Genomic DNA, 25,824 nt, shown 5'->3' on the forward strand with positions numbered 1-25,824 from the left:
GCGGCTCAGTCCAGCACGCGCCCGGGATTCAAGGTGCCGTTCGGATCCAGCGCGTGCTTCAGCCTGCGCAACAGAGCCAGCTCGCCTTCGCTGCGCGTATACGACAGGAACGGCTTCTTCACGAAGCCGATGCCATGCTCGGCGCTGATCGTGCCCTGCCGGCCGCGCAGCGCGCCGTACACCAGTTCCTCCACGGCCTCCCATTCCGACGGCGCGTGCGGCCCCGTCATCACGTGGATGTTGTTGTCGCCCAGATGGCCCAGGAACAGATGCGCGGCGTCCGGATAACGCTGCGTCAATCGCGCCTCGATCTCCTGCACGAAGCCCGCGATCTCGGCCCACGGCAGCCCGCAATCGAAGTTCACGGTGGGCTTGAGCGCGCTCATCAATTCGGGAATGCACTCGCGCAGGCGCCAGAACTTCTGCGTATCCGACAGGCTGGACGCGATGGCGCAGTCCACGGCCGTGCCGTCCTCCAACGCGGCTTCCAGCGCACCTTGCAAGGCGGCCTCGGGATCCTGGCCGCCCAGGCCGGACGCCTGCACCAGCACGCCCCACGGCGCCGGCTCGCCCGGCGGCAACGGCACGCCGGTCAATGCGCTGGCCTGCTCCAGGAAGGCCCGTGACATGAACTCGAAGGCGCTCAGTTGCGGACCCAGCGTGCGTTTCAGCTGGCGCAGCAGCAGCGCCATAGACGGCATGTCCGGCACTTGCACCAGCGCGGCGGCGGGCACGCCCGGATCGGGCTGCAGGCGCAGCGTCAGCCGCGTGATGATGCCCAACGTGCCCTCGGACCCGATGAACAGAAAGCGCAGGTCCAGCCCCGAGCTGTTCTTCACCAGCCGCGTCAGCGAGGTGACGATCGATCCATCGGGCAGCACGGCCTCGATGCCCAGCACCGAATCGCGCATGGTGCCGTAGCGGATCACCTGCGTGCCGCCGGCATTGGTGGCCGCGTTGCCGCCGATCTGGCAACTGCCGCGCGCGCCCAGGTCCACCGGGAAGAACCAGCCGGCCTGCGCCGCGGCTTCCTGCACCTGCTGCAGCGTGGCGCCTGCCTGCGCCTGCATCACGCCCTCCACCGCGTCGATCGACTCGATGCGGTTCATGCGTTCCATGTTGATGACCAGGTCGCCGTCCGCCGGCACCGCGCCGCCGGCCAGGCCCGTCATGCCGCCCTGGACCGTGATCTTGCGGCCATCACGATCCGCCTGGCGCACCAGCGCGGCCACTTCCTCGATCGACTCGGGCCGATGCACCTCGGCAGGCACGCCGCGCGTCAGGCCGCTCCAGTCCTTCAGATACCGCTCGTCCACATTCATGCGGCGGTCTCCGCCTGCCGGGGCGCGGGCGTCGCGCCGCTGGAGCCCAGCCGGGACGCCGCTTCCGTGCCGCCCATGCGCTGGATCAGCGCGGCCTGGTCGGCCTTGGCCCGCGCATCGACGGCTTCGGGATCGCAGATCGCATACAGCGCGGCGCGCATGTCCGCCAGCACATGGGCATACGCGGGGTCGGCGGACAGGTCGTGCAATTCCTGAGGATCGTCCCGCAGATTGAACAGCTCGGGCTGGAAGCGCACGTAATGGTGATACTTCCAGTCTCCCTTGCGCAGCATGAAGCCGGCGGTGTTGCTGCCCGCCGCGTGGTACTCGCTGAGGATGGGCCGCTGCGCATCCACGGGCGCCTCGGCAAGCTCGAACAACGAGCGTCCCGGGCGCTGTCCCATGCGCGGCGCCGGGTCCAGGCCGGCGCCCTGCAGAATGGTGGGATAGAGATCCAGCAGGTCCACCGCCGTCTCGCACACGCCGGGCCGCACGTCCGGGCCGGCCACGATCATGGGGATGCCCACGCTTTCCTGGTACAGCGTCGATTTGCCCCACAGCCCGCGCGCGCCCACGTTGTCGCCATGGTCCGAGGTGTAGACCACGTGCGTCGAATCCGACAGGCCCAGCTCCTGCAATGCACCCGTGATGCGCCCCACGTTGCTGTCCAGGAAGCTGCACAGGCCGTAGTACGCCAGGAACGCATTGACGCGCTCGGCCTCGCTCTGGAAGGTCTCTTCGCTGCGTTCGAACTCGGCATAGGCCTGCACCCAGGGGTGCCGCGCGTAGCCGTCCCTGGGATGCAGCTTGGCGTGCGGAATCTGGCCGGGCTCGTACAGCGCGAAGAATTCCTCCGGCGCGATCAGCGGGAAATGCGGCGCCACCAGCCCCACGTACAGCACGAAGGGCTTGCCGGCCCGCGCGGCCTCGCGCAACCAATCCACCGTGCGCCCGGTCACGTCGCGATCGTAGGCGGTATAGGTGGATTCGCCGCTGCCGATGCGGTCGCCCAGCATCCGCTTGCGTCCCTCCACCGGCAGGTACGGATCTCGGATCGAGGCCCACACCATGCCGTAGCCGCCCAGCACGTGCATGGGAATGTGCTCGCGGTCGAAGCCCACCGGATCCTCCTCGTTGCGGTAGTGCAGCTTGCCGATGCTCTCCACGGTGATGCCCTGTTCCTGCAGGACATGGCCCCAGCCGCGCGGATCGCCCACATAGGGCATGGCATTGTCCCAGTGGCGCGTCTGGTGCACCCGCATTCCCGTGGCGAACGCGGCGCGCGCCGGCACGCAGATCGGGCTGGGCGTGTAGGCATTGGGAAAGCGCACGCCGCGCGCGGCCAGCGCGTCCAGGTGCGGCGTCTGGATGAAAGGATGTCCCGAACACCCCATGAACTCGGGATTGTGCTCGTCCGACATGATGACGACGATGTTCTTGCCTCGCATGGTGCTTCCTTCGGTGATCAAGGGGATTGCCCGGGCCTCAGGCTTCCGGCGTATAGCCGGTGCGCTTGACCACGCCGGCCCAGAAGCCATCGTCCCGCTTGAGCCGCTGGGCCAGCGTCCGAGGCTCGGTCGACAGCGGCGAGAAATACAGTTGGCGCACGGCGCGCTCGAAGCCGGGCGACCGCACGGCCACCGCCATGGCCTCGCTCATCACCGCGGCGCGAGCGGGATCCGTTCCCTTCTGGCCCAGCAAGACGAAGTACTCGGAGATCGTCAAGTCGGGAAAGCCCAGAGACGCGAAGGTCGGCACTTCCGGCACGTCGGGCGACGGCGCCTTGCCGGAGGTCGCCAGAATGCGGATCCTGCCGCTCTTGTGCATGGGAATCATGGCCGGCAGCGTCGTCACCAGCATGGGCAGCACGCCGCCCATGGCATCCGTCAGCGCCATCGAGCCGCCCTTGTAAGGCACGTGGGTCAGCGGCACTCCCGAGGTCTGCGACAGCAGCACGCCCAGGAAGTGCATGATGGTGCCGGTGCCGGGCGTACCGTAGGCCGCCATCTGCCTGTCCTTGCGGGCCATTTCCAGGAACTCGGGCAGCGTCCTGGCCGGGCTGGCGGCGCCCACCGCGAAACCCATGTCGAACTCGCAGGCGGTGCCGTATACAGCGAATGTATCGACCGTATAACGCAGGTCCTTGTAGATGTGCGGAAACAGCGTCAGGTTGGTGGACGGCGTGAACAGCAGCGTGTTGCCGTCGCTGGCGGACAGCAGCCCGTCCGTGGCGATGCGGCCGCCGGCCCCCGCCTTGTTCTCGACGATGGCCGTGCAACCCGAGGCGCGCAGGCCCTCGGCCAGCGCACGGGCCACCAGGTCGGCCGCTCCACCCGGCGCGAAACCCACCAGGATGCGGGTCATGCCATTGGCGCGCGCGCCACCCAGGGGCAGGCCCGTACAGGTGACGACGGCGCCGGCCGACGCCATGGCGGCCAGCAGCCGCCTGCGATGCATATCCATACTTGTCTCCATCGTTATGCCGGCGTTCGGGACGCCTTGTGCCCGCCAGCGTAAGCGGCGGCCAACCATGAAGACAAATATTATTTATCTGCGCTGGTTATAAGTTTTTCTCGATACCTGAGCATTGCTGGCGGGCAGGTTGCCGCGCAAGGCTCCCGACGCGACCCGGTCCCGCAGCACGTCCTGCAGCATCTGTTCGGTGACCGTGGCGGCGCTGCCCGGCACGCCATCGGCCAGCCGCACGATGGACTGCACGCGGGTGATGCCGGGCTTGACCAGCCGGCGTTCGCCGATGGCCGGACTGCCGCGCATCAGCTCCTGCGCCGTGCTGTCGGGCAGGATGGCGAATGCCGCGCCGTCTCGCACCAGCGCGAAGTTCAGTTCGGGGTCGTTGATCTCGTACTTCACGTTCAGCGGACAGTTCAAGTCCACGGCCGTGCGCTCGATCAGGCGCCGCAGGTCATGGTCCCGGTCGGGCGCCACCAGAGGCCGCGAGCCGATGGCCGAGAAGGCGATGGTCTTGCCCGGCCGCGCGAACAGCGACTCCAGGCCGAACAGCGAGAAGCCTTCCTCGTACACCGGCTGGCAATGCAGGCCCGGCAATTCGAATGCATTGGGCATCAGCGCCAGGTCGATCTGCCGGGTTTCCAGCGCGGTGCGGATGTCGCTGGACAGGCCGGACGACAACAGCAGCCGGATTTCCGGATAGGCCGCCTCCATGCGGCGCATCAGCCGCGGCGCCAGCGCCGGGGCCAGCGAGCGCGCCAGGCACAGGCGCACCGGGCCGCGCGGCGCGCCCGCGGGCCCCAACACGTCGGCCTTCAACGAATCCAGCTGATCCAGGATGGACGCGGCACGCTGCTGCAGGCGCTTGCCGTCGGCGGTCAGGTTCACGCCCTTGGCATGCCGTTCGAACAATGCCACGCCCAGCTCGCTTTCCAGCGCCGTGACGTGCTGGCTGAGCGCGGGCTGCGCGATGCGCAGGACCCGCGACGCCAGCGACAGGCTGCCGCTGCGGGCGATTTCCAGGAAGTAGCGAAGCTGGCGGGGCGTCATGGGATGGGCGCGGGCGGGGTCGAAGCGACCACTTTAATGCGCCCGGGTACGCGCTGTCCCGCCGCTGCTCAGCGCCTGCCGCGCGACGCCATGTCGTCCAGCGATTCGATCAGCGCCTCGTGGAAGCGCTTCGGATCCTGGATCTGCGGGGAATGCCCCATCTCGGGAAACGCCACCAGCCTGGCCCCCGGAATCGCGCGCGCCGCCTCGGGGCCCAGCCTGGCGTAGTTGCCCAGCCGCTTGGCGACCTCGGGCGGCGCGGCATCCTTGCCCGGCGCGGTGTTGTCGCGCTCGCCGATCAGCAGCGTGGTCGGCACGGCGATGTCGCGGAACTCGTGCACCACCGGCTGCGTGTAGATCATGTCGTAGGTCAGCGCCTGATTCCAGGCCACGCGCTTGCGGGCCTGCGGATCCTGCAACATGCCCGCCGCCATCAGCACCCACCGGTCGTACTCGGGCCGCCACTGGCCCGCGTAATACGTGCCCTTCTGGTACTTCTTCATGCCGTCGAAACCGGTCTTCTGCTCGCTGGCATACCACTGGTCCACCGTGCGGTACGGCACGCCGCGCTGTTTCCAGTCCTCCAGCCCGATGGGATTGACCAGCACCAGTGCATCGGTTTCCTTGGCATACATCAGCGCGTAGCGCGTGGCCAGCATGCCGCCCATCGAATGTCCCATCACCACGGCATGTCGCACGTCCAGGTGCTCCAGCAGCGCATGCGTGTTGGCCGCCAGTTGATGGAACGTGAACTGGTAGGACGCCGGCTTGTCGGACTTGCAGAAGCCGATCTGGTCCGGCGCCACCACGCGGTAGCCTTCGCCGGTCAGGGCCTCGATGGTGCCTTCCCAGGTGGCGCCGCAGAAGTTCTTGCCATGCATCAGCACCACGGTGCGGCCGTTGGGCCGGGCCGGCGCCACGTCCATGTACGCCATCTCCAGCTTCTGGCCCTGGGTATCCAGGCTGAACCGCCTGACCTCGTGCGGATACTCGAAGCGCTCCAGGTTGGGACCGTAATCGGGCACCGCGGCGGCGAAGGCGGTGGCGGCCATGGCACTCGCGCCGGCGCCGAATACGGCCTGCCGGATATGTCGGGGGGTGGTCATGCAGGCGACTCCTGTTGTGGCGCCGGCCCGTTGCCGGCGCAATCCGAAACCGACCGTTCCGGAGGGATCAGGTTCAGCAATGCTGTCGCGTATGCCTGTCCAGGCGGCGATAGCGCCATCCGCTCGGACATGAGCGCCAGAAAAATACCCACCCCACCGGCCTGTCAACCCAGCGCCATCACCGTGCCCTCGACGCATGCCACCAACCGTCCGCTCGCCGCCTCGACCGCGTATCCGCCGGTGAACGCCGAGTACGCGGGCAGTACCGTCATGCCAGGCTTCAGCCAGAATACCGGCCAACTGCGCGGCACGCCAGGCACGCGCGCGGTGGGGTGCACATGCCCCGCGATGACATGCCGGCCTTGCCCGTCGGCCTCGGGCAGATGGCGGAACAGGAACGGCCCATCCGCCCAGGCCTCGCCCAACTGGCGCACGCCCAAGTCCGCGCCATCCAGCGCGCGATCGTGATTGCCGGTCAGCGCCGCGACGTCCAGCCCGGCATGCGCCCGCCGCCAGGCGGCCCACGCATCGCGCCACGCCGCCTGCGACGCGGGGCCATGCAGCACGTCGCCGACGATCCACAGCTCCCTGGCCGTTGTCTCGGCGACCAGATCGGACAGGCGTTGCAGGTCGTCCCGCGTGGCGCCCTGGGGCACGGCGATGCCGGCCTGACGGAACACATGCTCCTTGCCCAGGTGCAGGTCGGCGATGATGAGCCGGTCCCGCGCCGGCCAGTACATCGCCCGCGCGCCCAGCAGCACCATCGTCTCGCCCGCCAGCGTCATCGCCAGCGCGTCATCCCGCGATCCGCGCATAACGTTTCTCCAGTTGCTCGGCCGCGCGCTTGACGCGCGCCTGCCAGGTCTCGGTGCTCAGTTGGCCCCGCAGGCTCTCCGTCCACAGCGGAAACGACAGGGGCGTCAACGCGCGCGGCGCGCACAGCGCCAGCGCGCGTGCCTGGCAGTCCCGCAACGCGGCCAGCAGGCGCGGCGCCTCCAGTTGCAGCTCGAACACCTCCCGTTCCGCCTGCGCCAGCAGCAAGTGGCCCGGATCGTAGCGGCGCAGCACGTCGTACAGCAGGCCGCTGGACGCCTGCACCTGGCGCAGCGACTTCACCTCGCGGCCCGGCATCGACGGCACCAGCAGGCCGGCCACGCGCGCGATCTCGCGGAACTGCCGGCGCGCCAGCTCGCCCAGGTTGACGCCCTCGCGCAGGTCGTCCTCCATGCCCTGCGGGTCCAGCAGCCGGCGCAGCAAGGCCTCGTCCAGTTCGGCGGGCTCGGCCAGCGTCAGCATCAGGCCGTAGTCGTTCACGGTGTACGAGAACGTGTTGGCCTGCATCCGCCCCCACCGCAACGCCATCACCGCGGCCATGCCTTCGTGCACGGCGCGGCCCGAGAATGGAAACAGGAACAGGTGCGTGCCGCGCCGCGTGACGATGCGTTCGGCCACCAGCCGGCCCGTATCGGGCAGCGCGCTGGCCTCGGCCTGGATGCGCAGCAAGGGCGCAACCGCGCGCATTTCGGGATGGCTGCCCGGGTGGGCATAAAGACCTTCCACCTCGCGCCCCAGTTGCGTGGACAAGGGCATGCGCCCACCCTGCCAGGTCGCCACCGGGCCATCGCCGCCTTTGGCGCGGCGCACGTAGGCCGTCATGCCTTCCAGCCTCACCAGTTGCAGCGTGCGGCCGGCGAACTGGAAGCGGTCGCCCGGCCGCAGCCGCGCGAGAAAGCCCTCTTCCACCGATCCCAGCCCGCCGCCGCGCAGATACTTCACCGACACGGAGCCGTCCGAGGTGATGGTGCCGATGGACAGCCGATGGCGCAGCGCGATGCGGCGGTCGGGCACACGGTACACGCCGTCCTCGTCCCGCACCACGCGGCGGAACTCAGGATAGTTCGACAGCGCATTCCCGCCCTGCACGACGAAATCCAGGACGGCCTGCCAGGCGCCCTTTTCCAGCGCCGCATAAGCATGCGTGCCCCGCACCTCTTCGTACAGGGCATCGGCCTCGAAGCCCCCGCCCAGCGCCAGCGTGACGGCATGTTGCGCCAGCACGTCCAGGCTGCCGCGCGGCGGCGGGCGCGACTCGATCTCGCCACGCGCGATGGCCTGGCGGGCGGCGGCGTACTCGATCAATTCCAGCGCCTGCGCCGGCACGCAGATCACATGGCCGGATTCGCCGGGACGATGCCTGGCCCGGCCCGCGCGTTGCAGCAGGCGCGCCACCCCCTTGGGGCTGCCGATCTGCAACACCTGATCCACCGCGGGAAAATCCACGCCCAGGTCCAGGCTGGACGTGGCCACCACGCAGCGCACGCTGCCGTCCCGCAAGCCGTCCTCCACCGTGGCGCGCAGCTTCGGATCCAGCGAGCCATGATGCAGCGCCAGCGTGGCCAGGTCTTCCGGCCAGATCGATTCCAGCGCGCGATGCCACAGCTCGGCCTGCGCGCGCGTATTGGTGAACAGCAGGCTGGCGCGCACCTGGAACAGGCGTTCGAACACGTCGGCCAGTTGCGACAGGCCCAGGTGCCCCGCCCACGGCAGCGCACGCCCGCCCCGCGGCATCAGCGTGGACACCGTGACCTTGCGCGGCGGCGCGCCGGACACCATGGCGGCCTCTTCCACCTGCGGCAGCAGCACCGCGCGCGCCTCGTCCAGGTTGCCCAGCGTGGCCGACAGGCCCCAGGTACGCGTATCCGGCGACAGGCGGCGCAGGCGCGCCAGGCACAGTTGCAGCAGCACGCCACGCTTGTTGCCCAGCAGTTCGTGCCACTCGTCGACCACGATGCAACGCAGCGCGCGAAACCGTTGCGAGGCATCCGCGTACGACAGCAGCAAGGCCAGCGACTCGGGCGTGATCACCAGCACGTCGGCCTTGCCCTGCCGGGCCAGGCGCTTGTCGCGGGCGCTGGCGTCGCCGGTGCGCAAGGCCACCGTCCAGGGCACGCCCAGTTCCTGCACGGTTTGCGCCAGGGATTGCGTGGTGTCGGCCGCCAGGGCGCGCAAGGGCGTCACCCACAGCACGCGCGGCCCCTGCCCGGCCCCGGATACTGCCGTATCGAGATCCGACAGCGCCTGCAACACGGGACCGCCGAACGCAGCCAGCGTCTTGCCGCTGCCGGTCGGCGTATGCAACAGGCCCGATTCGCCCGCCAGATAGCGCCGCCAGGTCTCGCGCTGGAACGGCGCGGCCTTCCACCCCCGGCCGGCAAACCAATCGGCCAGCGGCGCGTCCCAGCCGCGCTTGGGCGCCCTCATCGCGCCAGGGCCTTCAGGGCGTCGAGCCGGTCCGCCTCGGCCGCCGGCTTGTCGCGCCGCCAGCGCAGGATGCGCGGAAACCGCACCGCCACGCCCGACTTGTGCCGCTTGGACAGGTTGACGCCCTCGAAACCCAGTTCGAAGACCTGCACGGGTTCGACCGAGCGCACCGGCCCGAAGCGCTCGCGCGTATGGGCGCGCAGCCAGCGGTCCAGTTCCAGGATCTCCTTGTCGTCCAGGCCCGAGTACGCCTTGGCGATGGGCACCAGCGCATCGTCCTGCCACACGCCGAAGGTGTAGTCGGTATACAGGGTGCTGCGCCGGCCATGGCCCGCCTGCGCATACAGCAGCACGGCGTCGATGGTCAGCGGATCGACCTTCCACTTCCACCAGTCGCCGCGTCGCCGGCCGCTCTGATACGGCGAACTGGCCCGCTTGAGCATGAAGCCTTCCACGCCGCGCTCGCGCGACTCCTCGCGCAACGATGCCGCCTCTTCCCATGACGCGGGCTTCACGGCGGGCGACAGGCACAGGCGCGGATCGGGATGCTGGGCCAGCAAGGCCTGCAACCGCGCGCGCCGCTCGGCCTGGGGCAGTTCGCGCAGGTCTTCGCCGCGCAGCTCCAGCAGGTCGTACGCCAGCATGCGCACGGGGGCTTCGGCCAGCCATTTCGGACCGGGCTTCAGGCGCTGGATGCGAGTCTGCAAGGCGGAGAAGGCCATCGGTCCAGTGCCGTTCTCTTCCCAGGCCAGCAATTCTCCGTCCAGCACGCAATCCACGTTCAGCGCCGCAGCCGCTGCCTCGACCTCGGGAAAGCGGCCGTCCAGCCGCTCTTCGCCGCGCGACCACAGCGCGACCTCGCCATGGCGGCGGATCAATTGCGCGCGGATGCCGTCCCACTTCCATTCCAATTGCCAGTCGCCGATGGGCCCGAGGCTGGCGGGATCATTCTCCAGCGGCGAGGCCAGGAAGAAAGGATAGGGCTGCTGCCTGTCGCCGGGCAATTCCTCGGCGCTCAGCAAGGCCAGAAGAAACGCCGGACTGGGCGTCCACGCCCCCAGCATGCGCTGCGCGATGCGCGCGATGGGCACACCCGACATCTCGGCCAGCGCCTGCTGCACCATGCGCTGCGACACGCCCACGCGCAATGCGCCCGTCAGCAGCTTGTTGAACAAGAGGCGTTCGGCGAAAGGCAGGCCGCGCCATGCGGAGACGATCACCTCGCGGCGCTCGCCCTCGTCGCGGTTGGCCACCGGCACCAGGACTTCCTCGATCCAATCCGCCAGGCCGCGATCGGGCGCGGGGTGCTCGGGATCGGGCATCAGCAGCGCCAGCGTCTCGGCCAGGTCGCCCACTTGGTCGTAGCTGGCGTCCACCAGCCATGAGGGCGTCGCGGACGCCTCGGAAGCCCAGGCGCGCAGCTCACCCACGCCCGCGATCTTGCGCCGCGCGCTGGTGATCTTGCCGCCCGCCAGCAGATACAGCGCCCACACCGCGTCGCGCGGCGGCGCGTCGCGGAAATACGCCACCAGCGCCGCGCGCTTGTCCAGCGTGGCGGTGCTGCGGTCCAGCTCCTGGTACAAGGCGGCGAAACGCTTCATGACTCGGCCTGCTCCTGGTCGCCATACTGCGTGGCCAGCGTCTCGGCGGCCACCCCGCTGTCGTTCAGCACGCGCACCAGCGCATGGGTATCGCCATGCGTGGCGATCACGCGCGAGGCGCCGGTGTCGCGGATGGTGCGCAGCAGGTCGGGCCAGTCGGCGTGATCCGACACGATGAAGCCGCGGTCCATGTTGCGGCGGCGCCGGTTGCCGCGCAGCCGCATCCAGCCCGAGGCAAAGCCGTGCTGCGCGCGGCGAAAGCGCCGCAGCCAGGCGCTGCCGGCGGCCGAGGGCGGCGCCAGGATCAGCTCGCCCGCGAAGCCCGAGGGCACATCCCCGGCCTCGCTGACCAGGCGCGTATCCGCCATGGCGATGCCCGCCTGCCGGTATACGTCCACGCCCGCGGCGATGGCGCCGTGCAGATACACCGGCCGGTCGAGAAAGGGCTTCAGTTCCGCCAGCACGCGCTGCGCCTTGCCCAGCGCATAGCAATACAGGATGGCGGCCTCGCCGCGCGCGGCGCAGTGGTCACGCCACTGCGCGATGTCACGCGCGACGTCGGCGGCGCTGGGCCAGCGGTAGATGGGCAGGCCGAAGGTGGCTTCGGTGATGAAGGTGTCGCACGACACCACCTCGAACGGACTGCAGGTCGGATCGGGCTGGCGCTTGTAGTCGCCCGACACGACCCATACCTGCCCGCCGGCCTCGATGCGGATCTGCGCCGAGCCCAGCACATGCCCCGCCGGATGCAGCGACACGCGCGCATCGCCCAGCGTGAAGGCTTCGCCGTAGGCATGTACGCGGTAGTCTTGCTCGCCCAGCCGCCATTGCAGGATGGGCAGGCCCTCGGCGCTGGTGTGATAACACCCCATGCCCGGCCGGGCGTGATCGCCGTGGCCGTGCGTGATGACCGCCCTCGCCACCGGGCGCCAGGGATCGATGTAGAACTGGCCCGCGGGGCAGTACAGGCCTTCGGGACGGAGTTGCACGAGGTCGGATATGGCTGGCTCCTACGGCGGTCCGCCGCATCGCTACTATCGGGTTATACCCTGTCCAAGCAAGCCCCGTGCCTGTGCTGCTGAGCCGCCTGGCAGCCATGGGGATGCGCTCGATCCGCCTGGGCCTGCGATACCATACGAATGCCCTCTCCCCCTCCCTCGGCGCATGGCCCAGACCCTGCAATCCCAGCTCGCGGCGGACATCCTCCAGCGCATCAATCACCAGGCCCTGCCGGTGGGCACGCGCCTGTCCGAACGCAGCCTGGCCGAGGCGTTGCGGGTCTCGCGCTCGCCCGTGCGCACGGCCCTGCGGCAGTTGGCCGGCCAGGCGCTGATCGATCCGCATCCCGAGGGCGGTTTCGTCGTGGGGAAAGGCGCATTGCAGGCGCGGCCCGAACAGGCGGCGGCGCCGTCGCCGGACGAGGCCATCTACCTGCGCATCGCGCAGGAGCGGCTGGATGGCGAGCTGCCCAACCGCGTGTCGGAGAACGAACTGATGCGCCGCTACGCCGTCACGCGCAGCCAACTGGCGGACATCCTGCGGCGCATCTCCCACGAAGGCTGGATGGCGCGGCTGCCGGGCCACGGCTGGGAATTCACCGAGGTCATGACGTCATCGGTGGCCTACGCACAGAGCTATCGCTACCGGCTCATGGTCGAACCGGCCGCCATCCTGGAACCTGATTTCCAGGTGGACGTGGCGGGCCTGACGCAATGCCGGCACGAGCAGGAAGCACTGGTGAACGGCGGCATCGACACGGTGTCGCCCGCGCAGATATTCGACGCCAACACGCGACTGCACGAAATCATCGCGGCGTGCTCGGGCAATACGTTCATCCTGGACTCGCTGCGGCGCATCAACCGCGTCCGCCGCCTGATGGAGTATCGCAAGGCCGTGGACCGCCAGCAGTCCCTGCGGCGCTGCCAGGAGCACCTGGCACTGATCGACCTGCTCTTGGCGGGCAAGCGGGAGGCGGCGTCGAAGATGATGGGCAGCCACCTGCGGACGGCCGTGAAAGAGAAGCACGCGCAGCTCAGCGAATAGCCTTGGCGCCGGCATCAAATACCGCACCTGCGGCGGCCGTTTCTTCGGAACGAGCCAGTTGCCACCCCTGCGCCAGCGTATCGGCGATCGCCTTCCGTACGTCATCACGCGCCTGGTCGTCCTGCAGCCTCAGCGCATAGGAGGGATGCCACGTGGCCAGCAACCACGCGTCGCCCACCCGCACCGGCTGATGCAGGGTTTGCTGCAAGCTTGCCCCGCGCCCCAGCACCGCATTCAGTGCCGTCGCCCCCAGGGTGACGATGACCGCCGGCCGCACGCGCGAAAGCTCTTGATTCAGCCAATGCGAACACGCTTCGACTTCGCGTTGCGCAGGTGTCTTGTGCATGCGCCGCGTGCCGCGCGCGATCCATTTGAAATGCTTCACCGCATTGGTCAGGTACAGGCTATCGCGCGGGACGCCCGCGCGGCGCAAGGCCTCGTCCAGCACCTGCCCCGCCGGCCCGGCGAAGGCGCGTCCGGCCAGGTCTTCCTGGTCGCCCGGCTGCTCGCCGATCACCATCAGGCGCGCTGCATCCGGCCCCTCGCCCGCCACCGCCTGGGTGGCATGGCGCCACAATTCGCAGCGGCGGCATTGATCCAGCGAGGTCGGCGCGGCGCGCACAGGCTGCGCGGCCCCGGCATCCATGGCGATCGGCTTGCCGCGCATCTCGCCCACCGTGCCGGTCTGCCCCACGCGGCGGGCGCCGTTGCGGGCCTCGGCGATCATGCCGGGAATCAGCGGCCCTTCGGGCAGGCCCTTCCAGAAGCGGACCGGCATGCGCTGCTGCAAAGCGGTTTCGTTCAGGCGGGCGGGATTGAAAATGCTTTTGTAGTAGACCAGCCACAGCGGTTCGATCTGGTCCCGCCGCGCCCCCGCGCGCATGGTGTCGGCATCGGGCGGCGTGCCGGTCAGATGCAACGCCCGTCCGTCCCACAATGCCGCGCCCTGCGGCGTGCCGATGCACCACGACGACGTGCCCATGCGTTTGGCGAAATGCCCGGCGGCGTAGGCCAGCACGTCGTGATCGGGCTCGTACCAGGACAGATACTCGGGCACGGCGTCGCCGTCGCGGCGATGGAAACGCACATAGGCGATCATGTCGTGCTTGGCGCGGCGCACCGCCTTGGCCATCCGGTTCAGTTGCGCGCCGTCCTCGTCGGCGGCCGAGGCCACGGCGCGGTCGCCCTGCTGCCAGCGCCACAGCACGCGGTACAGGAATGCCCAGCGGCGCGAGGACCGGAACAGCGCGGCATCGCGCAGCAACTCGGCCAGGTCCTTGGAAATGCGCACCTGCGGCACGGCGCCATGGCTTGGCGCAGGCTCGGCGACCCCGGCTTCGGCGGCCGCATGGTCCAACGTCATCTGGCCGGCGGCGTCGTTCGCCTGTTCCGTCCAGGTGATGGCATCGGGCGGCCATCCGGCGGCCAGGGCGTGCAGGGCTTGCCGGCGCCAATCCGCGTAGCCGCCTCGCACGACCAGCGCCGGCGCATCGTCCATTTCCGCAGCCCCTTTCTACAGCAACGACAACTGCTGCGGCGCGGGCGAAGGCGCCAACGCACGCCGCAATTGCTCGGATGGCGGTTCGGCCAAGCTGGGCCGGTAGTCTTGCGCCACGATGAAGCGCTTGACCTTCTCGATCGCGCAGCGCAGCAGGATCAGGTCTTGGTAGCGGATGGCGCGCAGGCGCCGCAGCTCGACCAAGCGCTGCGCATTGCGCATGCCGATGCCCGGCACCCGCGCGATCAGGCGCAGCGGCGCGCGGTTCAGGTCCACCGGGAACTCCTGGCGATTGGCCAGCGCCCACGCAAGTTTGGGATCGATATCCAAGGGAAGATCACCTTTGGTCTGGAACAGCTCTTCGGCCTGGAAGCCATAGCCGCGCATGAGGAAGTCGGCTTGATACAGCCGGTGTTCGCGCAGCAGCGGCGGGGCCTGCGCGGGCACGGACGACGGACTGTCGGGGATGGGACTGAAGGCCGAGTAATACACACGCTTGAGCTTGTACGCGCCGTACAGCGACTGCGAGGTCTGCAGGATGGTGCGGTCGTCGGCCAGGTCGGCGCCCACGATCATCTGCGTGCTTTGCCCGGCGGGCGCGCGCTTGCGCTTCTCTTCCTGGGCCACCTCTTGCGCCAGGCGGATCGTGCCCATGGCGCGCTTGATGGTGTGCACGCTTTTCTCGGGCGCCAATCGCTGCAGGCCGCTGTCGGTGGGCAATTCGATGTTCACGCTGAGGCGGTCCGCGTATTGGCCCGCCAGGTCGATCAGGCGCTGGTCGGCATCGGGAATCGTCTTCAGGTGGATGTAGCCGCGGAACAGGTGGTCTTCGCGCAGCGCGCGCGCCACCCGCACCAGTTGCTCCATGGTGTAGTCGGCGCTGCGGATGATGCCCGAGCTGAGGAACAGCCCGTCGATGTAGTTGCGGCGGTAGAAATCCAGCGTGAGGTCGACGACCTCGCGCGGCTGGAACCGCGCGCGCGGCACGTTGCTGGAGCGCCGGTTGACGCAATACTGGCAGTCGTACTGGCAGAAATTGGTCAGCAGGATCTTCAGCAACGAGACGCACCGGCCATCGGGCGTGAAGCTGTGGCAGATGCCCGCGCCCGTGCTGGCGCCCAAGCCCTCGCGCCCCCGCGAATCCCGCCTGGGCGCACCGCTGCTGGCGCAGGACGCGTCGTACTTCGCCGCATCGGCCAGGATCTCTAGCTTGGTTGACAGTTCCATCGCACGAATACTGTATATATATCCAGTATTGTGCGGCGTTCGGCGGGCGGGGCAAGCGGACAGTCGTAACAGCCGATCGGGAGACAGACCGGCGGGGCGGCCTCAGCGCACGCGCTTCAGCGCGCGCGCCACCCGCGCGGCGCCGCCCGTACCGCTGGCGGCCCGGCCCACCAGGGCGGTGCCCGCCATCGAAAACAGCGCGCGCCGCAGCAGGGTCGTGCTGCGCAGGCCGGCTCGCATCAGGAACAGGCCCAGACCCAGCACGACCAGGTGTTCGCCGGGAAAGTCGGGCCGGCCGGCATCGATGCGCTTCAGTCTGCTCAGGGTCGATCCGGTGTCATCGGAACGGGATACGGGATGGCTGCGCATGCGGACCTCGCAGGGATGGATCGGACAGCCTTCTCAGCAAACCGCGTGCCGCCCCCTCGATACCGAATCGGTATCGCATGCCGGATTTTTGCTATTGGACAACGCCGGACGCGGGCACATAGAGTCGTTGCCACAACAAAACATCGAGGAGACAACCGTGCGCAATCGCCGGAGATTTCTGCTGTCCACGGCCGCGGCGGGCTGCCTGCTGGCGCTGTCGTGGGCCAGTCCGCCACCCGTGCTGGCCGACACCTTTCCGTCCCGGCCCATCCGCTTCGTCGTTCCTTTCGGCCCGGGCAGCGGCACCGACACCTCGGCGCGCTATTTCGCGCGCAAGCTGCAGGACCTGACGGGACAGGCCGTGGTGGTGGAGAACAAGCCCGGCGGCAACGGCTTCATCGCGGTCAACAATGTGCTGAGCGCGCCGGCCGATGGCTACACGGTCTTCATCGGCAGCAACTCCACGCTGGCCGTGAACGCTGCGCTGTTCAGGAAGCTGCCCTACGATCCGCTGGCCGATTTCGCGCCATTGACCATGATGATGCGTTCGCCCGCCATGCTGGCCGTCAGCCCCAAGGCGCCGTACACCGATCTGAAAGGCCTCATCGCCTACGCGCGCGCCAACCCCGGCAAGGTGAACTTCGGCGCGGGCTCGGCGGGCTATCAACTGATGGGCGAACTGCTGAACGACGCGGCGAAGATCCAGACCGTGCACGTGCCCTTCAAGGGCGCCAGCGAAGCCATCACCGCCGTGGCCTCGGACACGGTGGACTTCACGTTCGCCGAAGTGACGGCGGTGCAGGAACTGGCCAGGGATGGCCGCGTGAAGACGCTGGCGGTGGCCTCCGACAAGCGCGTCTCCACCTCGCCCGACGTGCCGACCGCGACCGAAGCCGGCGTGCCGGGCTTCGAAGCCTATACGTGGGTGGGCGCCATGGTCAACGCCCGGACGCCCAAGGCCGAGACGGACAGGCTGGCCGAACTCTTTTCCACCATTTCCAGGATGGACGAGACCCGCGCGTTCTACGAACGCCTGGGCGCCACGCCCATGACGGGCGGCCCGGCGCAGATGCACGAGTTCCAGAAGAACGACATCGCGCTGTGGAAACGCATCGTGCAGAAGGCGGGCGTGCCGCGGCAGTGACGGCCGGATGGCCGCGCCCTTCAGCCCGCTTGAGGACGGCGCGCGAACACCCCCGGCGATATCCCCACATGCCGCGTGAACGCCACCGTGAACGTACTGGCCGAGCCATACCCCACCTGCGTGGCCACCGCGGCCACGCTGCTCTTGGTCCGCCGCAACAGGCTTTTCGCCAGCGCCATGCGCCACGACAGCACGTATTCCATCGGCGCCAATCCGATGGCCTGCGTGAAGCGTTCGAAGAATGTCGAGCGTGACATCGCCGCCGCCCTGGCCAGCATGGCCACCGTCCAGGGCTGACCGGGCTTCTCGTGGAAATTGCGCAGCGCCACGGCCAGCCGCGCATCGGCCAGCCCGCGCAGCAGGCCGGGCGACGTGATCGCCTCGCGCGAGGAACGCAGCGCCTCGATCAGCAACACTTCCAGCAACCGTTCCAGCACGACATCCCGCGCGGCGCGCTGGCTGCGCGACTCGTCGATCACCAGTTGCACCAGCACGGACAGCCGCGTCTCGCCGCGCACCAGCACCATCTTGGGCAGCAGCGACACCAGCAACGCCGCATCGGGCGATTCCAGATGGCACATGCCGACCAGGATGCGCACGTCGGCGGGCGCGCGCGGATCGCCATGACGGTATTCGCCATTGGGCAGCGTGACCGGCATGCCATCGAGCCTGTCGTCGTCGGGCGGATCGAAGCTGGTCATCGTGAACTTCAGCGTCGAGGGAATCAGCACGAAGTCGTGGGCTTCGAGCACGAGGGGCTCCATGCCCTCGGGCATCAGGCGCGCGCGGCCTTCCAGCAATACGAAGTAGGAAGGCATGCCGAACTCGATGCGGTTCAGGCCCCAGCGGCCCGCCCCGCTCGCCACCTTTGAATGCGCCATGCGGGGCTGCAGCAATGTCACGACTTCGGTCAGCGGGTCGGCCATGTCCGGACGATCTCGAAAGAAATATGGATTTTCTATTGTAGAAAATCCAGGCTCACCTGCCTACAGTAGAGCACTCTTCCCTCGCGAAAGGCTACCCATGAATACCGTCCTCATCACCGGCTGCTCGTCCGGCTTCGGCGTGGAAATCGCCCGCCACTTCCTGGACCAGGGCTGGAATGTCATCGCCACCATGCGCACCCCGCGCGAAGGCGTGCTGCCGGCATCCGGCCGGCTGCGCATCCTGCCGCTGGACGTGACCGATGCGCAAAGCATCCGGCGCGCCCTCCACGACGCCGGCCCCATCGACGTGCTGGTCAACAACGCCGGCATCGGCCTGCTGAGCATCTTCGAGGCCACGTCCGTCGACGCCTGCCGCGAGATCTTCGAAACCAACACCATCGGCCTGATGGCCATGACCCGCGCCGTGCTGCCGCAATTCCGCGAACGCCGCGCCGGCGTCATCGTCAACGTGGCCTCGACCGTCACGTTGAAAGCCTTGCCGCTGCTGCCGGTGTACACGGCCAGCAAGGCCGCCGTGGTGGCGTTCACCGAATGCCTGGCGCTGGAACTGCAGCCCTTGAACGTCCGGGCCAAGGTGGTGCTGCCGGGCCTGGCGCCCGACACGCAGTTCGGCGCCAACGCCATGCCGCGCCTGACGCAGGACGTCCCCGAGGAATACAAGCCCATGCTGGCGGGCGTGCTGGCGGGCTTCGAGAGCTATTCCGGGCCCGTCACCCGCTCATCCCAAGTGGCCGAGGCCGTGTGGCAGGCCGCGACGGACCCGCAGGCGCCGTGGCGCATGCCGGCCGGCGACGACGCGGTCGAGCTCTTCGACGCCCAGGCGAAATAGCCCCGTATCGCCTGCCGCGTGCTTGCCTTTCCCAGAGGCGCGCGGCTATCCTGTGCGCGTCGAAGCAATGCCACGCAGAAGAGTCCGGCCACACCAGGCCGGCGCCGACGGAGCAACCGCCCCGGAAACTCTCAGGCACCAGGACTGCGCAGGCTAGACGATCTGGAGAGAGGCGCCGTGCGCGCCCACCGAAGGGGATGCCGCGCGCATGCGCGGTTGAAGCTCTCAGGTACCGAGACAGATGGGGTGCGATGGCCACATGGCCGTCGCCCCATCCTGTTCGAGGTCCATCATGGCCCACATTGCCGTATTGGGCGCCGGTATCACCGGCGTCACCACCGCCTATCTGCTCAACCAGGCCGGCTACGACGTCACCGTCGTCGAGCGCCGCGCCTACGCCGCCATGGAAACGTCGTATGCCAACGGCGGCCAATTGTCGGCCAGCAACGCCGAAGTCTGGAACCAGCCCGCCACCCTGCTCAAGGGCCTGCGCTGGATGTTCCAGGCGGATGCGCCCCTGCTGCTGAACCCCGCGCCCTCGTGGCACAAGTACAGCTGGCTGGCCGAATTCCTGTGGGCCATCCGCAAGTATCGCGACAACACCGTGCTGACCACGCAACTGGCCATCGAGGCGCGGCGCCATCTTTTCGCCATGGCCGAGCAGGAGGGCGTGGAATTCGATCTGGAGAAGCGCGGCATCCTGCACTTCTATCACGACCGCAAGAGCTTCGCGGCCGCGCGCAAGAGCAACGTCCTGCTGCAGCAAGGCGGCCTGGAACGCCATGAAGTCACCGCCGACGAGATCCGCCGGATCGAACCCGCGTTGACGGGACGGTACTACGGCGGCTTCTACACCCGGTCCGACGCCACCGGCGACATCCACAAGTTCACGCGCGGGCTGGCTCGGGCCACCGAGCGCAAGGGCGCGCGCTTCCTGTACGGCCGCGAGGTGCGAGGGCTGGATTTCGCCCAGGGCGGCGTGCGGATCGACATGTCCGAGCCCGAGTCCGGCGGCCGGGACCGCGAATCCCTGCACGCCGATGCCATCGTCATCTGCGGCGGCGTGGGCAGCCGCGGGCTGGCCGCCATGGCGGGCGACCGCATCAACGTCTATCCCGTGAAGGGCTATTCGATCACCGTGCACCTGGACGACGAGGCCAGCGTGCAAGGCGCGCCGTGGACCAGCCTGCTCGACGAGAAGGCCAAGATCGTGACCTCGCGCCTGGGCCGCGACCGCTTCCGCGTGGCGGGCACGGCGGAGTTCAACGGCGAGAACCGGGACATCCGCGCCGACCGCATCGATCCCCTGGTGCGCTGGACGCGCGCCAACTTCTCGATGAATACCTCCCGCGTCGTGCCCTGGGCGGGCCTGCGCCCGATGATGCCGGACATGATGCCGCGCATCCGCCGCGGCAGGCGTGGCGGCGTGTACTACAACACCGGACACGGCCACCTGGGATGGACGTTGTCGGGCGTGACGGCCACCCAGGTCGTCGGCCTGATCGACGCAGACATGCGGCCCTGACACCTGTCCGCCCGCGCACCCGTCCGCCCGCGCGGGTGAAGCATGGGCGGATCAACGCGCCTGCCGCGCCCCCATCATGCCGCGCGACAGGCGGCTGGCCGCGGCCAGGATGGTTTCTTTGTGCGACATCAGCACGGCTTCGCCCAGGCGCGAAATAGGGCCTGAAATGCACATGGCGCCCATCAACGTCCAGTTGATGCCGTACACCGGCGCCGCGATGCTGGAGACCTCGGCATCGCGTTCGCCCAGCGACATCATGTAGCCCGCGCGCCGCACCGATTCGTACGGCTCGCCTGCCTCGCCGGCAAACGCCAGCAACACGCGCCCCGGACTGCCCAGATGCAGCGGCAACGCCGCGCCCACGCGCACGTGATGGCGGATGGAACGCGGCCCTTCCACACGCGCCACGCAGATGCGCTGGTTGCCCTCGCGCACGTAGAACGTGGCGCTTTCTCCGGTGCTGATCGACAGCTCGCGCAAGACGGGCTCGACGATGTCGTGCACGTTGAAGGTGGCCTGGTAACAGGCGCCCAGCCATCCCGCCGCTTTCGCCAGGCGCCACGTGCCGTCGGTGCGCTGCGCCAGGTAGTCGTCCATGGCCAGCGTGCGCGCCAGCCGCAGCACCGTGGAGCGATGGAACCCCGTGCGCCGGCTGAGCTCGGCCAGCGACAGCGCAGAGTCCTGAATACCGAACGCTCCGAGTATCCGCATCGCCCGGCGCACCGCCACGACGCCCTCTTCCGCGGCGCTGTCCTTGTCTTCGCTATTGTCCATATGACGGAACATGTCTCACTGTACGAAACCTCATTGTATTGGATGGAACACAAGACCACAATGCGCCGACATACCAAAACAACACTCGGAGACGACAACCATGCAAGTCCTGCGCTATGCCGCCGCGGCCGCCGCCGCCCTCGCCCTGATGTGGCCCGGCTCGCCCGCCTGGGCCTATCCCGACAAGCCCATCCGCCTGATCGTGCCCTTCCCCCCAGGCGGCGGCACCGACGCCCTGGCCCGCCAGGTCGCCATCAAGATCGGCGCCGACACCGGCTGGAACATCGTGACCGAGAACCGTCCGGGCGCCGGTGGCAACCTGGGCGTGGACCTCGCGGCCAAGTCCGTGCCGGACGGCCACACGATCGTGCTGGGCCAGACCAGCAACCTGGCGATCAATCCCACGCTGTACCCCAAGCTGCCATACGACCCCGAGCGCGACCTGACCCCGATCGGCCTGGTCGCCGAAGCGCCCCTGGTGCTGGTGGTCAATGCCAATTCGCCCTTCAGGACGCTGGCCGACGTGGTGGCGGCGGCGAAGGCCAAGCCCACTGAACTGGACTACGCCAGCTCCGGCAGCGGCACCGTGGCCCACCTGGCCACCGAACAGTTCCAGAAGGCGGCCGGCATCAAGCTGACCCACATTCCCTACAAGGGCGCGGCGCAAGGCGCCAACGACCTGATCGGCGGGCAGATCGACATGTACATGTCGTCGGTGCCCACGCTGATCGGCCACATCCGCTCGGGCGCCATGCGCGCGCTGGCGGTGACCTCGGCGCAACGCACGCGGGACCTGCCCGACGTGCCGACCTTCGCCGAGTCCGGTTTCAAGGGCTTCGAGGCCGTGACGTGGTTCGGACTGGTCGGTCCCGCCAAGCTGCCGCCCGAGGTCGTCGCCAAGTTGAACAAGGCCTTGAACGACGCGTTGCAGTCGCCCGAGACGCAACGCCATTTCCAGGACCAGGGCGCGGCCGTGCGCATCAGCACGCCCCAGGCCTACGGGCAACTGATCCACGACGAGCGCATCCGGTGGGGCGCCATCGTTCGCGAAGCCGGCGCCCGTATCGACTGACCCTCGTCCGCCCGCCCCGTTCGACCATGCCGCTCGCCTACACCTCGGGCACCGCCGCGCCGCGCGCCCGCATACCCGCGCCCGCCTGCGATTGCCATCTGCACGTCTACGACAGCCGTTATCCGGCTGTCGCGGGCGCGGCGCTGCTGCCGCCCGATGCCAGCGTGGCGCAGTACCGCGCCCTGCAGCGACGCCTGGGCACGCGGCGCGCCGTGCTGGTCACGCCATCGACCCATGGCAGCGACAACCGGCCGATGCTGGCGGCGCTGGCGCGGATGGGCGATGACGCGCGCGGCGTGGCCGTCATCGATGGCAGCGAAAGCGATGCGCGGCTCGCCGCGCTGCACGAGGCCGGCGTGCGCGGCATCCGCCTGAACCTGTCGCTAGGCGTCACCAACACCCTCGACGACGCCGAGCGGCTGGCCGAGCGCATCGCGCCGCTGGGCTGGCACGTGCAGTTGCTGATGCCGCCCGACCTGCTGGCGCGGGCCGGTGAACGCCTGGCGCGCCTGCCCGTGCCGCTGGTGTTCGACCACCTGGGCCGCATCGCCCCGCATCAGGCCGGGTCGCATCCCGCGCATGCCCTGCTGCTGGCGCTGCTGCGCGACGGCCGGGCGTGGATGAAGCTGTCCGGCGGCTACATCGTCAGTGCAACGGGGGATGCCGGAGATGCGCGCCTCGATCCGCTGGCGCGCGGCTACATCGACGCCGCGCCCGACCGCATGGTGTGGGGCAGCGACTGGCCGCATGCCTCGGCCTCGGCGGGCCGCCATCCCATGCCCGACGACGCGCAACAACTCGACCGGCTGGCCCATTGGGCCGGCGACGCCGCCACGCTGCGGCGGATCCTGGTCACCAATCCAGAAAGGCTCTACGGCTTCGCGCCGACGGGCCACGACACCACGGAGACACGATGAACACACTGCAATGCTCTTCCCGCCGGCGCGTGCTGGCGGGCGCCGGCGCCCTGTGCCTGGCCGGCCTCGCCGCCAGTGCCCGCGCCACCGGAAAATGGCCCGACGGCAAGCCCATCACCTGGGTCGTCCCGTATCCCCCCGGAGGCAGCACCGACGTGCTGGGCCGTGCCCTGGCACAACAGCTCGATCCCCTGCTGGCCACCCGCGTCATCGTCGAGAACCGCCCCGGCGCCACCGGCACCATCGGCGCTTCCTACGTGTCGCGCGCCGTGCCCGACGGCCTGACCCTGCTGGGCACCTCGATCGGTCCGCAGGCCATCGCGCCGCACATGATGGCCAGGCTGAACTACGACCCCGTCGAGAGCTTCGCCCCGGTCATCACCATCGGCACCATTCCGCACGTGCTGGTGGTGAACGCGCACCAGCCGTACCGCACGGTGAAGGACCTGGTCGCGGCGGCGAAAGCCAGGCCCGATGGCCTGGCCTACGCGTCGGGCGGCACCGGCACCATCCTGCACATGCAGGGCCAGCTGCTGCGCCAGCAAAGCGGCACGCGGTTCCTGCACGTGCCCTACAAGGGCGACACCCCCGCCCTGCAGGACACGCTGGCCGGCCAGGTTGACTTCATGTTCGCGCCCATCGCCGCGGCGCTGCCGCACATCCAGGGCGGCTCGCTGCGGGCGCTGGCCGTGACCTCGGCCAGGCGCCTGCGCGCCTTGCCCGACGTGCCCACCATGACCGAGGAAGGCTACGCCGACTTCGTCGTCGAGCAGTGGCAGGCCGTGTTCGCCCCGGCCGCCACGCCCGCCGACGTCGTGGACCGCCTGAACCAGAGCATCAACCAGGCGCTGAAGACGCCCGACGTGGTCGCGCTGGCCGACAAGCTGGGCATCACCATCGCCGGCGGCCCGCCGCAAGACCTCGACACCCTGCGCCGCGCCGACTACGCCAAGTGGGGCGCCCTGATACGCAAGGCGGGCATCCAGCCCTGATCCCCTCCATACCGCAACAACCGCAACCCCGACCAGGAAACCAGCATGAGCCATTCCGACATCATCAAGAACTTCCCCCGCGTGCCCGCCGAGATCGTGGCCCGCGCCGCCGCACTGCAACCCGCCATCCTGGCCGACGTGGCCGGCCGCCGCGGCGCGCTCAATGGCCGCATCCGCCCGCTGCATCCCGGCATGAAGCTCGCCGGCACGGCCTTCACCGTGGAAGTGCGGCCCGGCGACAACCTGATGATCCACGCCGCCATCTCGCTGGCGCAGCCCGGCGACGTGCTGGTCATCGACGGCAAGGGCGACCTGAATTCGGCGCTGATGGGCACCATCATGATGACCGCCTGCCAGAAGCTCGGCCTGGCCGGCGTGGTCATGGACGGTGCGGCGCGCGACAGCATCGAGATCATCGAGATGAACTACCCCGTGTTCGCCGCCGGCACCAACCCCAACGGCCCCACCAAGAACGTGCCTGGCCGTCTCGGCCATCCCGTCAGCGTGGGCGGCGTCACGGTGAATCCCGGCGACTTCATCATCGGCGACAACGATGGCGTGGTCGTGGTCGAGCGCGAGAAGATCGAAAGCCTGCTGCCCGCCGCCGAGAAGAAGGTGCGCGACGAAGCCGCCCGCATCGAAGCCATCAAGGGCGGCGACACCGCGGCCAAGTGGCTGGCCGCCGCCCTGCGCGCGGCCGGCGTGCTGAAGGAAGGAGAATCGCTGTGAGTCCAGCCTCCTCCTCCGGCGCCAGGCCGGTCATCCTCGTCACCGGCAACGACCTCGCGCCGCAGGCGTTGGCGCTGCTGCGGGATTTCGACATCGTCTACGCGGGCAGGACGCCTTCCGAAGACGAGATCGTGGCCCTGTGCCGCCAGCACGATCCGGCCGGCATCATCGTGCGCTACGGCAAGGTCGGGGAAGCCGCCATGCAGGCCGCGCCTTCGCTGCGCGTGATCTCCAAGCACGGCAGCGGTACGGACACGATCGACAAGACCGCCGCGGCGGCGCGCGGCATCGAAGTGCGCGCGGCGGTCGGTGTGAACGCGGGCGCGGTCGCCGAAGAGGCCCTGGCCCTGCTGCTGGCCTGCGCCAAGTCGGTCGTTTCGCTGGACGCGCGCATGCGCGCCGGCCACTGGGACAAAGCCACGCACAAGAGCATGGAGCTGGCCGGCAAGACGCTGGGCCTGGTCGGCCTGGGCGCCATCGGCCGCCGCATGGCGCGCATGGCGCAAGGCGTGGGCATGCGCGTGATCGGCTTCGATCCCTACGCCAAGGACGCCGGCGACGGCGTCGCGCTGGTGGACCTGGACGCGATCTGGCGCGAGTCGGACGCGATCTCGCTGCACTGCCCGCTGACGGCGGACAACCGCGGCATGGTCAACGCCCGCACGCTGGCCCTGTGCAAGCCCGGCGTGATCATCGTCAACACCGCGCGCGGCGGGTTGATCGAAGAGGCCGACCTGCTGCAGGCCGTGCGTTCTGGCCAGGTCGGCTCGGCCGGGCTGGACAGCTTCGCCGTCGAACCCATGACGGCCGGCCACCCCTTCCAGCAGGAGCCGCGCATCCTGCTCAGCCCGCACATCGGCGGCGTGACGCCCGAGGCCTACATCGGCATGGGCGTGGGCGCCGCGCGCAACGTGCTGGACGTGCTGGCCGGCGTGCACCCGGCCTGAAG

23 protein-coding genes and 2 riboswitches are annotated in these 25,824 nt (G+C 69.1%); of the genes, 9 read left to right on the top strand and 14 right to left on the bottom strand.

Annotated features, from left to right (window positions below; genetic code table 11):
• Positions 1 to 5 precede the first annotated feature (5 nt).
• From A6745_RS12450 to A6745_RS12490, 9 genes are all read right to left on the bottom strand, one after another.
• Positions 6 to 1,322: an FAD-binding oxidoreductase gene (locus tag A6745_RS12450; RefSeq protein ID WP_066127479.1), complete on the bottom strand. Its 1,317-nt coding sequence runs from the start codon at positions 1,320 to 1,322 to the stop codon at positions 6 to 8.
• Complete coding sequence (locus tag A6745_RS12455; protein WP_066127480.1) at positions 1,319 to 2,770, bottom strand: sulfatase-like hydrolase/transferase; 1,452 nt, start codon at positions 2,768 to 2,770, stop codon at positions 1,319 to 1,321. Before A6745_RS12455 ends, A6745_RS12450 begins: the two co-directional genes overlap by 4 nt.
• A gap of 37 nt (positions 2,771 to 2,807) precedes the next feature.
• Positions 2,808 to 3,785 (bottom strand): tripartite tricarboxylate transporter substrate-binding protein, encoded by a 978-nt coding sequence (locus A6745_RS12460; RefSeq protein ID WP_066127482.1) that lies wholly within the window; start codon positions 3,783 to 3,785, stop codon positions 2,808 to 2,810.
• A gap of 84 nt (positions 3,786 to 3,869) precedes the next feature.
• On the bottom strand, positions 3,870 to 4,841 hold the full coding sequence (locus A6745_RS12465; RefSeq protein WP_066127485.1) for a LysR family transcriptional regulator: 972 nt from the start codon (positions 4,839 to 4,841) through the stop codon (positions 3,870 to 3,872).
• Between the two features lie 68 nt (positions 4,842 to 4,909).
• Positions 4,910 to 5,947, bottom strand: coding sequence for an alpha/beta fold hydrolase (locus A6745_RS12470; protein WP_082853040.1), 1,038 nt, complete (start codon positions 5,945 to 5,947; stop codon positions 4,910 to 4,912).
• Positions 5,948 to 6,111: 164 nt separating this feature from the next.
• Positions 6,112 to 6,762, bottom strand: a complete 651-nt coding sequence (pdeM, locus tag A6745_RS12475) for a ligase-associated DNA damage response endonuclease PdeM (protein ID WP_066127487.1) — start codon at positions 6,760 to 6,762, stop codon at positions 6,112 to 6,114.
• Complete coding sequence (locus tag A6745_RS12480) at positions 6,743 to 9,208, bottom strand: ligase-associated DNA damage response DEXH box helicase (RefSeq protein ID WP_066127489.1); 2,466 nt, start codon at positions 9,206 to 9,208, stop codon at positions 6,743 to 6,745. The genes pdeM and A6745_RS12480 overlap by 20 nt, the downstream gene beginning before the upstream one ends.
• Positions 9,205 to 10,809, bottom strand: a complete 1,605-nt coding sequence (locus A6745_RS12485; RefSeq protein ID WP_066127491.1) for an ATP-dependent DNA ligase — start codon at positions 10,807 to 10,809, stop codon at positions 9,205 to 9,207. The genes A6745_RS12480 and A6745_RS12485 overlap by 4 nt, the downstream gene beginning before the upstream one ends.
• A complete protein-coding gene (locus tag A6745_RS12490; protein WP_066127492.1) occupies positions 10,806 to 11,810 on the bottom strand; it encodes a ligase-associated DNA damage response exonuclease in 1,005 nt (334 codons plus the stop codon). Before A6745_RS12490 ends, A6745_RS12485 begins: the two co-directional genes overlap by 4 nt.
• A 163-nt stretch (positions 11,811 to 11,973) precedes the next feature.
• Between A6745_RS12490 and A6745_RS12495 the strand changes: the two genes are divergently transcribed.
• Positions 11,974 to 12,852, top strand: a complete 879-nt coding sequence (locus A6745_RS12495) for a GntR family transcriptional regulator (protein WP_066127495.1) — start codon at positions 11,974 to 11,976, stop codon at positions 12,850 to 12,852.
• Here A6745_RS12495 and A6745_RS12500 read toward each other — a convergent pair.
• The 3 genes from A6745_RS12500 to A6745_RS12510 all read right to left on the bottom strand — a co-directional run bounded on the left by A6745_RS12500 (position 12,842) and on the right by A6745_RS12510 (position 15,946).
• On the bottom strand, positions 12,842 to 14,350 hold the full coding sequence (locus A6745_RS12500; RefSeq protein ID WP_066127497.1) for a UdgX family uracil-DNA binding protein: 1,509 nt from the start codon (positions 14,348 to 14,350) through the stop codon (positions 12,842 to 12,844). The genes A6745_RS12495 and A6745_RS12500 overlap by 11 nt on opposite strands.
• A 15-nt stretch (positions 14,351 to 14,365) precedes the next feature.
• Positions 14,366 to 15,577 (bottom strand): putative DNA modification/repair radical SAM protein, encoded by a 1,212-nt coding sequence (locus A6745_RS12505; RefSeq protein WP_066127500.1) that lies wholly within the window; start codon positions 15,575 to 15,577, stop codon positions 14,366 to 14,368.
• A gap of 102 nt (positions 15,578 to 15,679) precedes the next feature.
• Positions 15,680 to 15,946, bottom strand: a complete 267-nt coding sequence (locus A6745_RS12510; protein ID WP_066127502.1) for a hypothetical protein — start codon at positions 15,944 to 15,946, stop codon at positions 15,680 to 15,682.
• A 157-nt stretch (positions 15,947 to 16,103) separates the two neighbouring features.
• Between A6745_RS12510 and A6745_RS12515 the strand changes: the two genes are divergently transcribed.
• Positions 16,104 to 17,090 carry a Bug family tripartite tricarboxylate transporter substrate binding protein gene (locus A6745_RS12515; RefSeq protein WP_066127505.1) on the top strand — a complete coding sequence of 329 codons (987 nt, stop codon included), beginning with the start codon at positions 16,104 to 16,106 and terminating at the stop codon, positions 17,088 to 17,090.
• A 20-nt stretch (positions 17,091 to 17,110) separates the two neighbouring features.
• Here the strand turns inward: A6745_RS12515 and A6745_RS12520 are convergent, their stop codons facing one another.
• On the bottom strand, positions 17,111 to 18,016 hold the full coding sequence (locus A6745_RS12520) for a helix-turn-helix transcriptional regulator (protein ID WP_066127507.1): 906 nt from the start codon (positions 18,014 to 18,016) through the stop codon (positions 17,111 to 17,113).
• 97 nt (positions 18,017 to 18,113) lie between these two features.
• On the opposite strand from A6745_RS12520, the gene A6745_RS12525 reads away from it, so the two are divergent.
• Together A6745_RS12525 and A6745_RS12530 are read left to right on the top strand one after the other, a co-directional pair.
• The gene (locus tag A6745_RS12525) at positions 18,114 to 18,866 is read left to right on the top strand and encodes an SDR family oxidoreductase (protein ID WP_066127511.1); all 753 of its coding nucleotides are present in this window, start codon (positions 18,114 to 18,116) and stop codon (positions 18,864 to 18,866) included.
• Between the two features lie 65 nt (positions 18,867 to 18,931).
• Positions 18,932 to 19,023, top strand: a riboswitch (glycine riboswitch).
• A 3-nt stretch (positions 19,024 to 19,026) separates the two neighbouring features.
• Positions 19,027 to 19,109, top strand: a riboswitch (glycine riboswitch).
• 49 nt (positions 19,110 to 19,158) lie between these two features.
• On the top strand, positions 19,159 to 20,391 hold the full coding sequence (locus A6745_RS12530) for a D-amino acid dehydrogenase (RefSeq protein WP_066127513.1): 1,233 nt from the start codon (positions 19,159 to 19,161) through the stop codon (positions 20,389 to 20,391).
• A gap of 51 nt (positions 20,392 to 20,442) precedes the next feature.
• On the opposite strand, the gene A6745_RS12535 is transcribed toward A6745_RS12530, so the two are convergent.
• Positions 20,443 to 21,165, bottom strand: a complete 723-nt coding sequence (locus A6745_RS12535; protein WP_066127515.1) for an IclR family transcriptional regulator — start codon at positions 21,163 to 21,165, stop codon at positions 20,443 to 20,445.
• Between the two features lie 100 nt (positions 21,166 to 21,265).
• On the opposite strand from A6745_RS12535, the gene A6745_RS12540 reads away from it, so the two are divergent.
• The 5 genes from A6745_RS12540 to A6745_RS12560 are packed head-to-tail and all read left to right on the top strand — an operon-like array spanning position 21,266 to position 25,822.
• Entirely contained in the window at positions 21,266 to 22,237 is a 972-nt protein-coding gene (locus A6745_RS12540) for a Bug family tripartite tricarboxylate transporter substrate binding protein (protein WP_066127517.1), read from the top strand.
• 26 nt (positions 22,238 to 22,263) lie between these two features.
• On the top strand, positions 22,264 to 23,154 hold the full coding sequence (locus A6745_RS12545) for an amidohydrolase family protein (RefSeq protein WP_066127518.1): 891 nt from the start codon (positions 22,264 to 22,266) through the stop codon (positions 23,152 to 23,154).
• Positions 23,151 to 24,146 (top strand): Bug family tripartite tricarboxylate transporter substrate binding protein, encoded by a 996-nt coding sequence (locus A6745_RS12550; RefSeq protein WP_066127519.1) that lies wholly within the window; start codon positions 23,151 to 23,153, stop codon positions 24,144 to 24,146. The genes A6745_RS12545 and A6745_RS12550 overlap by 4 nt, the downstream gene beginning before the upstream one ends.
• A gap of 45 nt (positions 24,147 to 24,191) precedes the next feature.
• Entirely contained in the window at positions 24,192 to 24,875 is a 684-nt protein-coding gene (locus tag A6745_RS12555) for an RraA family protein (protein WP_066127521.1), read from the top strand.
• Entirely contained in the window at positions 24,872 to 25,822 is a 951-nt protein-coding gene (locus A6745_RS12560) for a hydroxyacid dehydrogenase (protein WP_231885987.1), read from the top strand. Before A6745_RS12555 ends, A6745_RS12560 begins: the two co-directional genes overlap by 4 nt.
• The last annotated feature ends 2 nt before the right edge of the window (positions 25,823 to 25,824 follow it).

It is taken from the genome of Bordetella ansorpii, assembly GCF_900078705.1.
Lineage (GTDB): Bacteria > Pseudomonadota > Gammaproteobacteria > Burkholderiales > Burkholderiaceae_B > Bordetella > Bordetella ansorpii_A.